12 protein-coding genes are annotated in these 13,937 nt (G+C 38.2%); 10 read left to right on the top strand and 2 right to left on the bottom strand.

The annotated features are described in order from the left end of the window. Positions 1-217 precede the first annotated feature (217 nt). A complete protein-coding gene (locus tag N4G44_RS00460; RefSeq protein ID WP_474924180.1) occupies positions 218-2,998 on the bottom strand; it encodes a bifunctional aconitate hydratase 2/2-methylisocitrate dehydratase in 2,781 nt (926 codons plus the stop codon). Positions 2,999-3,302: 304 nt separating this feature from the next. Between N4G44_RS00460 and N4G44_RS00455 the strand changes: the two genes are divergently transcribed. The 10 genes from N4G44_RS00455 to N4G44_RS00410 all read left to right on the top strand — a co-directional run bounded on the left by N4G44_RS00455 (position 3,303) and on the right by N4G44_RS00410 (position 13,383). Then, the gene (locus N4G44_RS00455; protein ID WP_474924178.1) at positions 3,303-4,073 is read left to right on the top strand and encodes a WG repeat-containing protein; all 771 of its coding nucleotides are present in this window, start codon (positions 3,303-3,305) and stop codon (positions 4,071-4,073) included. A gap of 395 nt (positions 4,074-4,468) precedes the next feature. Continuing rightward, entirely contained in the window at positions 4,469-4,807 is a 339-nt protein-coding gene (locus N4G44_RS00450) for a TonB-dependent receptor plug domain-containing protein (protein WP_474925003.1), read from the top strand. A gap of 125 nt (positions 4,808-4,932) precedes the next feature. Further along, positions 4,933-6,597, top strand: a complete 1,665-nt coding sequence (locus N4G44_RS00445) for a TonB-dependent receptor (RefSeq protein ID WP_474924176.1) — start codon at positions 4,933-4,935, stop codon at positions 6,595-6,597. A 271-nt stretch (positions 6,598-6,868) separates the two neighbouring features. Beyond that, positions 6,869-7,621, top strand: coding sequence for an HU domain-containing protein (locus N4G44_RS00440; protein ID WP_073066026.1), 753 nt, complete (start codon positions 6,869-6,871; stop codon positions 7,619-7,621). Beyond that, positions 7,609-8,160: an acyl-CoA thioesterase gene (locus N4G44_RS00435; RefSeq protein WP_048500903.1), complete on the top strand. Its 552-nt coding sequence runs from the start codon at positions 7,609-7,611 to the stop codon at positions 8,158-8,160. The genes N4G44_RS00440 and N4G44_RS00435 overlap by 13 nt, the downstream gene beginning before the upstream one ends. Positions 8,161-8,265: 105 nt before the next feature. After that, a complete protein-coding gene (locus tag N4G44_RS00430; protein ID WP_474924173.1) occupies positions 8,266-8,661 on the top strand; it encodes a GxxExxY protein in 396 nt (131 codons plus the stop codon). Positions 8,662-8,730: 69 nt separating this feature from the next. Beyond that, a complete protein-coding gene (locus tag N4G44_RS00425; protein WP_474924171.1) occupies positions 8,731-9,660 on the top strand; it encodes a 2-hydroxyacid dehydrogenase in 930 nt (309 codons plus the stop codon). A gap of 213 nt (positions 9,661-9,873) precedes the next feature. After that, positions 9,874-11,136 (top strand): serine hydrolase domain-containing protein, encoded by a 1,263-nt coding sequence (locus tag N4G44_RS00420; protein WP_474924169.1) that lies wholly within the window; start codon positions 9,874-9,876, stop codon positions 11,134-11,136. Positions 11,137-11,159: 23 nt separating this feature from the next. Beyond that, on the top strand, positions 11,160-12,920 hold the full coding sequence (locus N4G44_RS00415; RefSeq protein ID WP_474924166.1) for an Ig-like domain-containing domain: 1,761 nt from the start codon (positions 11,160-11,162) through the stop codon (positions 12,918-12,920). 4 nt (positions 12,921-12,924) lie between these two features. Then, on the top strand, positions 12,925-13,383 hold the full coding sequence (locus N4G44_RS00410; RefSeq protein WP_474924164.1) for a heme-binding domain-containing protein: 459 nt from the start codon (positions 12,925-12,927) through the stop codon (positions 13,381-13,383). Positions 13,384-13,420: 37 nt separating this feature from the next. Here the strand turns inward: N4G44_RS00410 and N4G44_RS00405 are convergent, their stop codons facing one another. Next, positions 13,421-13,933 (bottom strand): NUDIX hydrolase, encoded by a 513-nt coding sequence (locus N4G44_RS00405; RefSeq protein WP_474924159.1) that lies wholly within the window; start codon positions 13,931-13,933, stop codon positions 13,421-13,423. Positions 13,934-13,937 lie beyond the last annotated feature (4 nt).

Here is a 13,937-nt window from a genome sequence, read left to right as displayed (position 1 = left end):
CTGTAAAAAGGATTACTCTGATCAATAGTCAGGATATTTTGCGTCTATCAAGTTAAGAAAAAAATGGAATTTCTTTTTCCACTTTCATTTAAAATAATTCTTAACAGGTCTTAAATGGAAAGGTTCTAAACAAAAATTGAAAGATTTTAAATTCCGCAGGACTAAAATCTTTCAATTATATCATTTAAATAGTCCTAGGACTTATCTTTAAGTTCTGTTAGTGGCCAACCTGAACCAATTCCTTGATAGGAGGGGCAAATTTAGTAAGGTCAATACCTTCAACAGCAGCTTTGTATTCATGTATATTAGGAATTCTTCCGATAATTGCAGATAATACAACAACAGGAGTTGAAGCAAGTAAAGATTCTCCTTTTTTACGTTCGGAATCTTCAACAACTCTTCCCTGGAAAAGACGGGTTGAGGTAGCTAATACCGTGTCTCCTTTTGCCGCTTTTTCCTGGTTACCCATACAAAGGTTACAGCCGGGACGCTCAAGGTACATCATGTTTTTGTATTCAACACGTGCTTCACCTTTAGGAGCATTGTCGTCAAATTCGAAACCTGAATATTTTTCTAAAAATTCCCAGTCTCCTTCAGCTTTTAATTCGTCAATGATATTATAGGTAGGAGCTGCTACTACAAGAGGAGCATTGAACTCAACTTTACCTTGTTGTTTTTCGATATTTTTAAGCATCTGAGAAACAATTTTTAAATCTCCTTTGTGAACCATACAAGATCCAACAAATCCAAGATCTACTTTTTTCTCACCTCCGTAATAAGAAAGGTCTCTGATGGTATCATGGGTATATCTCTTGGAAACATCTTCGTTGTTTACATCCGGGTCAGCAATCATCGGTTCAACGATGGCATCAAGGTCTACAACTACTTCTGCGTAATATTTCGCGTTTGAATCCGGAGTTAGAGCCGGCTTTTCACCAGACCTGATCTCTGCAATTCTCTTGTTGGCCTTATCAATTAATCCCTGAAGAACCTTATTATGGTTATCCATACCTTTATCAATCATGATCTGGATTCTGCTTTTGGCAATTTCTAAAGATTCAATTAAGGTATTGTCTTCGGAAATATTGATAGAGGCTTTAGCCTTCATTTCTGCCGTCCAGTCTGTAAAGGTAAATGCCTGGTCAGCCGGAAGTGTTCCAATGTGAACCTCAATGATTCTTCCCTGAAATACGTTTTCTCCTCCGAACTGCTTAAGCATCTGAGCCTGTGTAGCATGAACAACATCACGGAAATCCATATGCTCTTTCATATTCCCTTTGAATGTAACTTTTACAGATTCAGGAATAGGCATAGAGGCTTCACCTGTAGCCAGTGCCAGTGCAACGGTTCCGGAATCGGCTCCGAAAGCAACACCTTTGGACATTCTTGTATGGGAGTCACCACCAATGATGATCGCCCATTCGTCTATCGTAATATCGTTAAGAACTTTGTGAATTACATCGGTCATAGCGTGGTATTCGCCTTTTGGGTCACGGGCTGTAATCAAACCGAACTCATTCATGAATTTCATCAGCTTAGGAATGTTTGCCTGCGCTTTTTTATCCCATACTGAAGCGGTGTGGCAACCTGACTGATAAGCACCGTCAACGATTGGAGAAATTACGGTAGCTGCCATAGATTCAAGTTCCTGTGCAGTCATAAGTCCTGTTGTGTCCTGAGAACCAACAATATTTACCTGTACACGAACGTCTGAACCGGCATGTAAAACCTTCCCTGGTGTTGTTCCAACAGCATTTCTGTTGAAGATTTTTTCCACAGCCGTAAGACCTTGACCTTCGTGGGAAATTTCTTTTGAAGGGGCAAAAACAGCAGGAGTTTCAATTCCTAAAAGTTTCGCTGCAAATGTTTGCAATTTTTTACCAAATACAATAGCATAAGATCCGCCGGCTTTGATGAACTCCATTTTCTGAGGGGTGAATGCCTTTGAAATGTCAATCAGTTCCTGGTCGCCGTTATATAGTTTTTTTGTTTTTGTATTGATTGTCAGAACAGTCCCGGTAGCAACTGAATAGGCTTCTTCAAGAACAATGTCTCCATTTTCATTACGAAGAGGATTACCGTTTTCGTCAAGCTTTTTAACCCAGTTTTTAAGGTCAATACCGATACCTCCGGTTACGTCTACAGTAGTAAGGAAAATCGGAGAGATGCCGTTTGTTCCTCCAACAATCGGAGCAATATTTACAAACGGAATATACGGACTGGCCTGTTTTCCTGTCCAGAGAGCCACGTTATTTACCCCCGACATTCTGGATGAGCCTACACCCATTGTACCTTTCTCTGCAATCAGCATTACACTTTTATCAGGATGCTGTGCCTGAAGTGCTCTGATTTCTTCCTGTGCCTGAGGCGTGATCATACATTTACCATGAAGCTCACGGTCTGATCTTGAGTGGGCCTGGTTACCCGGAGAAAGTAAATCTGTTGAGATATCTCCTTCCCCTGCAATATACGTAACTACTTTAATTTCTTCTGCAACGTCCGGCAGCTTAGTGAAAAATTCTGCTTTTGCATAGCTTTCAATAATATCTTTTGCGATTTCGTTACCGCTGTTGAATGCTTCCTTCAGACGGTTGGTATCCGCTTCATAAAGGAAAACCTGAGTCTTAAGAACATTGGCTGCTTCTTTAGCAATAGAAATGTCGTTACCTAAAGCCAGATCCAACAATACTCTGATAGAAGGACCTCCCTTCATGTGGGATAATAGTTCAAAGGCATATGCCGGTGATATTTCTTCTACTTTGGATTCACCAAGAATGATCTCTTTTAAAAATTCAGCTTTTACTCCTGCAGCGCTTGTAGTTCCGGGTAGTGTGTTGTAAATGAAAAACTTAAGAGAGTCCGATCGGTCTGCATTACCGGCGTCTTTAATCTGTGTAATAATTTCGCTTAATAATTCAGCACTGTCAATTGGCTTTGGATGAAGCCCCTGATTTTTTCTTTCTTCAATCTCTTTGATGTAATCCTTATAAATACTCATAATAATAGAAATCTTTCAATTTAAAAATGTAGATTAATAAAATGTTTTGTTAGCACTGTTTCTTTATCAGCCTATTACAATACGATAATGCTATTTTCGAAAGCAATTGAGAGGAGTAAAGTCAGTATAATCTACCCCTTTTTTTGTCAATGTGAGATAATATTCGTTAATTATCAAACAATTAAAAAGGTTCCCAAAAGTACGAAAATTTAGTATTTTATAAGATGAAATTATTTAGATTCTTTATAAATATGAATTTGATAATTTCTATATTTGGCCGTAATTTTGCAGGCAAATGATGAATATGAAAAATGTACTGAATTTTTTGGGTGTATTTATTTCGTTTTTCGTTTTTTCACAGACGAAATCCGTGAAGAAACTACCTATAAAAAATGTAACGAAAACTACTGTAAAAAAGGCTTCTCCCGAAGTTAAGCCGAATCCTGATCTTGTGGTGATCCATCAGGAGCTTCCGGTGCTGATCCCCAAAAAGGAAGACGGAAAATTCGGATATGTGAACCAGAACGGAAAATTTATTATCAAGCCCGAATATCATATTGCCGTGTTTTTTTATGAAGACTGTAATCTTTTGAATTCTCCCAACGAAAAAGTAAGAAAATTCGGGACAGATGAATATGCTACAGTGGAAAAAGATATGATTTCTTACCGCATCAATAAGGCAGGAAAAAGAGTTTATCAGTTCAAAGATTCAGACCTTGGAAAATGTAAGTCTGATAATTATAAACAGCAGCTTTACCAGGCTTATGTTCTGAACGGGTTTTATGGCATTATTGAAAAATCCAGATTTGTAAATGCCGCAGATTACAGGGATTATCAGATTTATCCTCAGTATCAGTATTTATATATTATGGAAGGTGATGATGTGGCCAATCCAATGATTGTAGCTTCTCATAATGACAGATTTGGCGTAATTGATGTCAATAACAAAGTGATCATTCCTTTTGAATATTCCAATATAAAAAGAAACTTTACCTGGAAGCTGGGAAGAATGTTTGAAGTAACAAAAGACGGAAAAAATTATTATTATATTGATTCCAGAAATAAGACGTACTAAGGCTGTAGGCTATAAGCAGTAAGCTTGAAGCTTAATGGCGATTTTAAACTGCTTTAATTACATTAAGAATGGTCTATTTAGATTAATCGTTATAAAAATATTCTAACAACCCCGCAACTAAATAACCCGAACTCCACATCCGAAACCCATACCCCGAAACTCAAAAACCCCCGTCTCACATTTTTTTTGTAATTTTGCGGCTGAAATAAAGGGGTGCTTTAACAGGCTGAGATTATACCCAATGAACCTGGAACGGATAATGCTGTTTAGGGAAATTAAAAATGAGCAATAGGTAATGAGAAGTTCTCAAAATATTACTTATTACCAATTACTGATAACTCATCATAATCTGCCCCTTTTATTCATTAAATTTTAAAGATTTATAGAATGAAAGGATTATTTTTTTAGGGCTTACTGTAGGCGCTGCAGCCTTTATCCAGGCTCAAAACAAAGATTCCCTGAAAGTCAGGGAAATAGAAGCGGTCAATTTTACCAAAAGACTGCCTGTTGCTAAGGAAGTTATCAATGTACAGAAAGATGTAGACAGCAGAAATCTGGGACAGGATCTTCCGATTCTTTTGAAAAATCAAACCTCTATTATTTCTACTTCAGATGCCGGAAACGGGGTTGGATATACCGGATTCAGGATCCGTGGAGTGGAAGGAAAGGGGATCAATGTGATGATGAACGGGGTTCCGTATAACGATTCGGAAAGCCAGGGAACTTTTTTGTAAATGTTCCGGATCTTACAAGTTCTGCCTCCCAGATCGTCATTCAGAGAGGGGTTGGAACATCCAATAATGGGGTTTCTGCGTTTGGGGCAAGTATTAATGTAATCTCCAAAGAACCGGAAGAGAAAATGTATTTTAAGACGGATGACAGCTACGGTTCATTTAATACCTATAAATATTCAGCGGAAGCAGGTTCCGGAAAGTTCTGGAAAGACAGGCTTTCGGTGATGGGAAGATATACACGCATTCATTCCGACGGCTATATTGACCGGGCTTTTTCCAAACTGGATTCTTATAATTTCACTGCATTATTTGAAGAAGGTAAAACAAGACTTCGTCTAATGGCCTTCGGGGGAAAAGAAAAAACCTACCAGGCATGGAACGGGATCGACAGGCCAACCTGGGAAACCAATCCAAAGTTCAACTATTCAGGGCAATATACTGATCTGGTTACCAGTGAGGAAAAATTTTATGATAATGAGACGGATAATTATCAGCAGAACCATTACCAGCTTTTATGGGAACAGAAATTCAGTGATAACTGGAATCTGGAAACAACACTTCATTACACTAAAGGAAAAGGATATTACGAAAACTATAAGAGAGTGGATGAAACCGATGCGGATGCTACCCATTACTCCAATTATAATCTGCCGATACCGATCGTAAACGGATCGCCTGTAGATATAACAGATTTTATCAGAAAAAAATGGTTGAATAATGATTTTTATGGGGCAGTTTCCACCCTTTACGGAAAATTGGAACAGGTTGACCTTAATTTCGGTGTTGTGGCCAACCAGTATTACGGAAGACATTTTGGAAATGTTACAGGAGTCTATTTTCCTCAGATCAACGAATATGAATACTACAGAAACCGCTCAGTAAAAACCGAACTTGCAGGTTTTGCCAAAGCTTTGTGGCGAACCGGGGATCATTTCGAATTTTTCGGGGATCTCCAGGTCAGAAATATCGATTATGATACTAAGATCCTTACCGCCGGAGACGGAGAAGGCGGAAATCTGGATAAAAACTGGCTTTTCTTTAACCCAAAAGCAGGGGTAAATTATAAAATCGGAAACGGAAAAGTTTTCCTTTCATACGCGCATGCCCACCGTGAGCCGAACAGGGATGATCTGATGAGTGATAATGAGGTAAAGGCTGAAAAGCTTCACGATTTTGAAGCCGGAATAGAAAAGCAGTTCGGGATTCTTGCCGTAACTGCTAATCTATACTATATGTACTATGTCAATCAGTTAGTACTGAACGGGGAACTGAATAATGTGGGAGCATTTATCAGGACAAACTCTGGAAAAAGCTATAGAAGAGGGATTGAAATCGGAGCGCTGGCGAAACTTTCCAAGCAGTGGGAAGTAAACGGTAATGTCAGCCTAAGCCAGAACAGAAATCTTGATTTTAAGATTAAAAATAATGGAACCCTTCAAAATCTGGGTGATACCGATATTTCATTCTCTCCCAATGTCATTGCCAATGTGGGTCTGAAGTTCAACCCTTCGAAAAGCTTCCTGTTTGCTTTAACGAATCAGTATGTCGGAAAACAGTATCTGAATAATACAGGTGATAAAAATCTGCAGCTAAAAGATTATTTCCTGACGGATTTCAATGCCCAGTATCAGTTTACCATTGCCCATAATGATATCGCTTTAAAATTGCTGGTGAATAATCTCTTTAATAAAAAATATGTCAACAATGGAGCTGTTTACGGTGGAGATCCATACTATTTTTCACAGGCAGGAACTAATTTTATGTTTGGGATCAGCTGGAAAATTCAATAAATGCTAAGATGGCAAAAAAGCAAAAAGGCTAAAATGCGGAAGAGCAAATTACTAAAAGGTAGAAGAATAAAATCGCAAATTACCTTTCTTTGCTTTCTCAGCATTCTTGGCTTATTCAGTTTGGCTGTTTAGCCTTTTCGCTTTTTCGCCAAAGTTTAAATAATACTATTCCCGTTTTGATGTGGAATAATCAAAAGACTGTTCCGGCGGTCTTTTTTATATCTGATAAATGTCTCCAAAAGTCGCGAAAAAATTATAAATTTGCTGCCAAATGAATATTTCGGCTTACATTTTAGAATATCTGAAACAATTTGGAACTGTGACGGTTCCGGGCTTCGGTGTGTTTTCGCTTAAAAATTCCAAGGCAATTATCAATTCCGAGAATGGAAGTATCCTTCCGCCGGCAAGTGAAATTGTTTTTGCCGTGGATTATGAAATACAGTCTGATGATCTGGCCGCTTTTATAGCCGGAGAAAAACAGATGTCTTTAGAGGCTTCCAGAAGTGATCTGAAAATTCAGACCGATTTTTGGAAAAAGAAGCTTCAGGCAGATCAGTTTCTGGAAATTCAGAATCTCGGAACAGTTCATATTGAAGATGATAAAACCCATTTTAAAGGAAAAAGAATAGAATCAGGACATCCGGATTTCTATGGGCTTGAAGAGATCAGGCTCTCGGATATCAATAACGGTGAAAAAGTCAGCACCACAGTAAACAAGGAAAAAGATTATAAGTTTAAAAAATCTATTCTTTGGATTTTCCTGCTGGCTATTCCTGTTTTAGGAATTCTGTATCTGGCAATTACCCAAAGAGAGCTTTTGTTCGGAAAGAAATCTTTTGATAATGTTTCCGTGCAGACTTCTACACACAGAATTGTAAAGGATACCATTAAAGTAATGGTTCACAGTCCCGAAGAGGCTGTTTCAGATTCACTGAAAAAAGATTCCCTGTCAAAACCTGCTGCGAAGGGTATTAAATCCAATCCGGCAGTTCAAAACAACACTAAGACTCAATGGCAAAAGTAAAAAAAGCGTCAGAATCCCTGACCATTATGACCAATATTGTTCTTCCGAACGAAACCAACTCTTTAAGAAACCTTTTCGGAGGTGAGCTTCTGGCAAAAATGGACCGTTGTGCTTCCATTTCTGCGGCCAGACACTGCGAGAGAAGAGTGGTAACAGCATCTGTAAATCACGTTTCTTTCAATCATCCTATCCCTGAAGGTGGAGTTGTAGTTCTGGAATCCAAAGTTTCAAGAGCATTTTCTACTTCAATGGAAGTGTATGTAGACGTGTGGCTGGATGATCCTATCAACCAAAAGAAAGTCCATACCAACGAAGGAATTTATACTTTCGTAGCGGTAGACGAGTTCAACCGTCCTATTCCGATCCCGGATATGATCCCGGAAACAGAAGAAGAAAAACTAAGACATGCTGCTGCTTTCAGAAGAAAAGAGCTATCATTGATCCTTTCCGGCAGAATGAAACCTCTTGAATCTGTAGAGCTTAAGAAATTATTCCAGGAGCCGGAAGAAACAAAGGAATCCAAAAAAGATAAGAAATAAATCCCTTTCTTTTGTAAATTCGCCTTTGCGAAGAGGCTTAAACACAAATTACACAAATGTTTGCACAAATTTCCACAAATGATTTGTGCTAAGTAAATGAAAAAAATGATAACATCAGGTGTTTCAGAAAATGAGATATCAAGAATTGTATATGAAGCAGGATATCTTGTTCATAAAACTTTAGGACCAGGACTTCTTGAGAGTGCTTACGAAGAATGCATGTTTTATGAGCTTAGTAAACATGATTTATTGGTAGAGAAGCAAAAACCAATGCCTTTGGTTTATGATGAGGTGAAACTGAATGTAGGTTACAGACTCGATTTTCTGATTGAAAATAAATTTGTTTTAGAAATTAAGTCTGTGGAATCTTTAAATGACATACATCTTGCTCAAATTCTCACGTATCTCCGTTTAAGCAACTGTAAGCTTGGAATGCTGATCAATTTTAATACCCTGCAATTTAAAAATGGGGTAAAAAGAGTGATCAATGGGACATTGTAAAATTTCATTGGTGTCATTTGTGAAGTAATTAGTGTCATTAGTGTTTAAAAATATTTGTGTTTAAAAAAAATGAAGATTCTCCTTTTAGATAAAAACCATCCTCTCATCACAGAACAGCTTTTGGCTAAAAATTTTGTCCTGGAAGAGGACTTTACATCTTCCTACGATGAGGTATGTCATAAAATTCAAAACTATGATGGAATCATCATCAGAAGCAGGATTCCATTGGATAAAAACTTTCTGGAAAAAGCAAAAAACCTGAAATTTATCGCCAGAGTAGGAGCCGGAATGGAAAATATTGATATTCCAGTTGCAGAGAAATTAGGAATTCAGTTGATCAATTCTCCTGAGGGTAACAGAGATTCAGTTGCCGAACATGTGGTAGGAATGCTGTTGATTCTGATGAACCGCCTCTTTATTGCTTCGCAGGAAGTGAAAAACGGAATTTGGCTTCGTGAAGAAAACAGAGGAGATGAGCTTCTTGGAAAAACAATTGGCCTTATAGGATATGGTAACATGGGAAAGGCTACGGCCAAAAGGTTTTCAGGATTTGGCTGTAAAGTGATTTTTCATGATATTCTTCCCGGGCTTTCCGATGAATATGCCTCGCAAGTCAGTTTGGATGAATTGAAGCAATCTGCAGACATCCTGAGTTTACATATTCCACTGACTTCCGAAACTCATTATCTTATAGATCAAAAGTTTATTTCAGATATGAAAAAAGACTTTTACTTTGTGAATACTGCAAGAGGGAAAAACGTTGAAACTAAATTTTTAGTTGAGGCTCTGAAGTCCGGAAAAGTAAAAGGAGCATGTCTTGACGTTCTGGAATATGAAAAATCATCCTTCGAAAATCTGGAAACAGAAAATGAAGACCTGAAATATCTTCTGGAATCCGACAAAGCAATTGTAACACCGCATATCGCCGGATGGACCCATCAAAGTAAAGAAAAACTGGCACAGGTGATTGTAGATAAAATAGTAGATTCATACTGTTGATAAGGCAAAAAGGTAAAAGGGCAAAATAGCGAATCAGCTTATTTGCCCTTTAGTTTTTCTACCCTATCAGCCTTTGCCTTTTCGCAATTTTGCCTTTTGGCCCTCCCATTATTTTACATTTCCACTTTTTTATGTTAAATAATTCATAATGTAAGCTTCGGACCGAGAATTTATTTTGAGTTTTATTAAATTGCCACTCATTTTTTGATACTCATGACGACGCGTAATTTTATACTTATTGTAACTGTTTTTTTATCCCTTATTTCCTGTAAAAAAAATGCTGAAGGCAAACAAGTCTCAGCTGAAAATCCAACCAATCTTCCGAATTACGGAAATGTAGACCTGAGCAATGTTTTCACCAAGGAAGACAGCCAGCTTGGAGATAAAGGGATACTCACGGGATACATTGATCAGTATTATAAAAAGATCTGGGAAGGAGGCGACCTTAGCGGTGGGATTCTTGTTGCAAAAGGAGATGAAATCCTGTACGAAAACTACAGAGGTTTCGGTAGAGAAGGAAACCAGATGCCGATCGATAAAAATACGCCGCTGCATGTAGCTTCCGTTTCGAAGACGTTGACGGCAATGGCCATGATGAAATTGGTAGAAGCCGGAAAAATTAAGCTGACCGACCACCTTACCCAATATTTTCCAGGATTTCCATACCCGAATGTTACTGTACAGACCCTGCTGGACCAGAGAAGCGGCCTTCCGAAATACGAATATTTTATTGCCAAAATACAACCGGCCCCGGCAGAGCTTTCAAAGGCTTTTATTACCAATCAGGATATTCTGAATATGATCATTAAATATAAACCTGAGCTGGCAAGAGATACGGACACGGGGTTTATGTATTGCAATACCAACTTCGCCATGTTGGCTTTACTGATAGAGAAGATCACAAAAACCCCGTTCCCGCAGGCTATGCAGGAGATGGTCTTCAAACCATTAAAAATGGAGCATACCTATATTTTCCAGGAAAAAGATATACCTACAGCTGCCCAATCCTTTTATTATGGCGGAAACAGGCTGTATCCTCTGGACAGGCTTGACCTTATTTATGGTGATAAAAATGTATATACTACGCCGAGAGATCTTTATAATTTCTCAAAAGCTATGTTTTCGAAAGAATTTTTAAAACCTGATCTCATGCAGATGGTTTTCACGCCCTACAGCAACGAAAAAGCCGGAATGAATAATTATGGTCTCGGTTTCAGGATGAAGATTTTTGATAATGGAGAGAAACTTACTTATCACAATGGGTGGTGGCATGGGACCAATTCAGTTTTTGCCCATCTTCTGAAATCAAAAGTAACGATCGTGGCTATTGGAAATAAATACTCAGGTAAAGTATATACAGCCCTTGCTTTATCAGGATTATTCGAGGATTTTCCTGCTCAGAAAGATAAACTGCACAGCGTAATGAACGACAATAAAGATACTTTGAATGCCGGACATGAAGTTTTTGGAGAATAATGTTTAATTTTGCTTAAACATCTATGAAAAGACTTCTTCTATTATTCGTCATCTGTTTTCTTGTCCATTCATGCGCAAGAGTGGGAGCCCCTGTCGGTGGTCCTAAAGATACCATCGCTCCAAAGTTTTTAAGCTCGAATATCGACACCACAAGAGTTAATGTGAGAAGAGATATCCGTGAGCTCAGACTGGATTTTGACGAATATATTACCTTAAAGGATATTAATAAGAACCTGATCATATCTCCGCCTATCAAAAATATAAAGCGGATCCTTCCTTCCAATATTGCCAATAAGTTTGTAATGATCCAGTGGGAAGATACCCTTCAGGCCAATACTACTTACAATTTCAATTTCGGGAATTCCATTGCCGATAATAATGAATCTAATATCCTGCGTTATTTCAATTTTGCATTTTCTACGGGAGATAAACTGGATGACCTTTATATAAGCGGTGAAATATCGGATGCGGTAGCTATTAAAAAGAAAGAAGGGGAAAATAAACTGGTTGTAGGTCTTTACCAGGTAAAGGATACCATCAACTACAAACAGAAGCCGTACTATATTACAAAAGTGGATGATGACGGCTATTATGAGCTTAATTATCTTACTCCCGGAAAGTATAAGATCATTGCTTTTGAGGACGAGAACGGTAATTCCATCTATGATCCGGGAAAAGAAAAAATAGGATTTCAAAAAGAATCTGTAGATGTTGAAAAGTCTGTTTCGGGATTAAATCTAAAAGTATATCCTTCCAAAAAGCCTTTCAAGTATGTTGAAATGAAAGAAAGTCCCGGAGGAGTTATCATGACATTTGAAGGTAATCCTGAGAATGTAAAAGTGGCTTCCATCAACGAAAAGCTTCAGGACATTAAGGTAACTCACCGTCCCAAATCAGATACCGTAAAAATATGGTTTGATCCTGTGAAAAGTGATGTAGGACAGACGGTGACTGAAAATCTTAAATTCAGTTATGATACCGGCAGCAAGCAAGATACGGTTTCCGTTTTCTATAAATACAATAAGAAAAATGCAATGGATCTTGAAAATGATAATGGTGGACCTCTCCTGGCTCCCAATTCTGATTTTAAGATAAGATCCGGATATATTATCGATAAGATCAGTCCGGAGAAATGGACTTTAAAAAGTGACAGCTTAACAACCCAGGAATTTACCGCAAAAATATCTGAAACGGATCCTTACCAGATTTTGATCCATTCAGACTTTGTGGCGGGTAAAAAATACCAGCTTACCATTCCGAAAGAAACTGTATCATCCTACTACACTAAAAATGTACAGTCCAAACGTTTTGACTTTGAGGCAGAGAAAGTGGAGCAGTTCGGAAGCCTTGACTTTACCATTCAAAATGCTCCGGAAGCCAATTACTGGATCCAGCTTCTTGATGCTTCGGATAAAGTTATTTATTCAAGATATACCAAAGGAAACAGTATAAAATTTGATATTCTGAAGCCAAACGAATATATCGTGCGGATCCTTGTGGATAACAATGGAAATAAATTCTGGGACGAGGCAGATTTTGAAAAAGAAACCTATGCTGAAGACTCCTATGTTTTCTACAAAAAAGCTATTGTACGCCCATTATGGGAAACCAAGGAAGAATGGGACCTGAAAGATACCAGAACATTAGATAATCCTAAAGGAAATGTTCCTAAACCTTCAGAGGTTCCTGCTGCCGGGGAAACACCAAAAGAAACCGTACAGAAGGAAGTAAGCAAAGAGGTGAAGTCGGAATCCGGAAATGAAGTTCTGACTCCGGTAAAATAGAGGTATGAAGATGTTGAAAAAAGTAGTATTCTGGACACTGGTCGCTTTTGCAATCATCCAGTTTATTCCCATTGACAGGGTAAACAAACCCGTTGATAAAGCTGTTAACTTTGTTGATACGAAAAAGACCCCTGAAAAGATTAAAGGACTGATAAAAGGAGCCTGCTACGACTGTCATTCCAATGAAACGGTTTATCCTAAATATGCTTACTTTGCGCCGATTTCCTGGTCTGTAAAAAGCCATATTAATGAAGGCAGGGAACACCTCAATTTTTCTGTCTGGGGCACCTATAATAAGGAACTGAAAGAGAGCATGCTGAGCAAATCTGTCCAGACTATTCAAAACAAGACGATGCCAATGCCCGGCTATATTGTTTATCACAAAGAAGCTAACCTTTCCGATGCAGAAAGAACATTGCTGGTTCAGTATTTTGAAGAAATGCTGAAATCAAAAACCTATTAAAAAACTCCCGCAAAGTCTGCGGGAGTTTATACAAAAATTATTTCTTTATATATTCCTTAAAAAATCTCTGCTGAGACTCAAAAGCAATATCGTTAATGTCCAGTGCATTCAAAGGAATCCACACGGCCTCAGATATTTCAGAAAGCTCAAGGTTCACTTCAAATTTTTCCGGAACATTATACTCATAAAAGAGATCAATCGTATTATAATCGATTTCTTTATACTGGTAAACGTTCGGAAGACTGGCCAAATACTTTAAATTTGAAATATCCACATCAAGCTGAAGTTCTTCAAAAAGCTCTCTTTTACATGTTTCCTCGGCGCTTTCCTTTGGATCTACAAAACCACCTGCCAGGTCCAGTTTTCCCTTTTTAGGATCACGGTTTCTTCTGGTAAGGTAGATTTCGTCACCACATCGGATAACAACGGCTACCGCGCCGGCAACATTATTATAGAGGGTGAAACCACATTCGGGACAGCTCCATTTTTTCTCGCCGTCCCAGTGCAGGGTTTCTTTGCCACAGCTTGGGCAGTATTTCAATAATTTCATCTGT

Source organism: Chryseobacterium sp. GTID13 (assembly GCF_056172655.1).
The sequence above is the reverse complement of the archived record's forward strand: the minus strand, read 5'-3'. Positions and strand labels throughout refer to the sequence as shown.

Coding starts and splice junctions, on each gene's coding strand:
- N4G44_RS00425 (WP_474924171.1), top strand. CDS start 8,731: ATGAAGATTCTCCTTTTAGATAAAAACCATCCTCTCATCACAGAACAG.
- N4G44_RS00430 (WP_474924173.1), top strand. CDS start 8,266: ATGATAACATCAGGTGTTTCAGAAAATGAGATATCAAGAATTGTATAT.
- N4G44_RS00405 (WP_474924159.1), bottom strand. CDS start 13,933: ATGAAATTATTGAAATACTGCCCAAGCTGTGGCAAAGAAACCCTGCAC.
- N4G44_RS00455 (WP_474924178.1), top strand. CDS start 3,303: ATGAAAAATGTACTGAATTTTTTGGGTGTATTTATTTCGTTTTTCGTT.
- N4G44_RS00410 (WP_474924164.1), top strand. CDS start 12,925: ATGAAGATGTTGAAAAAAGTAGTATTCTGGACACTGGTCGCTTTTGCA.
- N4G44_RS00415 (WP_474924166.1), top strand. CDS start 11,160: ATGAAAAGACTTCTTCTATTATTCGTCATCTGTTTTCTTGTCCATTCA.
- N4G44_RS00445 (WP_474924176.1), top strand. CDS start 4,933: ATGTATTTTAAGACGGATGACAGCTACGGTTCATTTAATACCTATAAA.
- N4G44_RS00440 (WP_073066026.1), top strand. CDS start 6,869: ATGAATATTTCGGCTTACATTTTAGAATATCTGAAACAATTTGGAACT.
- N4G44_RS00420 (WP_474924169.1), top strand. CDS start 9,874: ATGACGACGCGTAATTTTATACTTATTGTAACTGTTTTTTTATCCCTT.
- N4G44_RS00460 (WP_474924180.1), bottom strand. CDS start 2,998: ATGAGTATTTATAAGGATTACATCAAAGAGATTGAAGAAAGAAAAAAT.
- N4G44_RS00435 (WP_048500903.1), top strand. CDS start 7,609: ATGGCAAAAGTAAAAAAAGCGTCAGAATCCCTGACCATTATGACCAAT.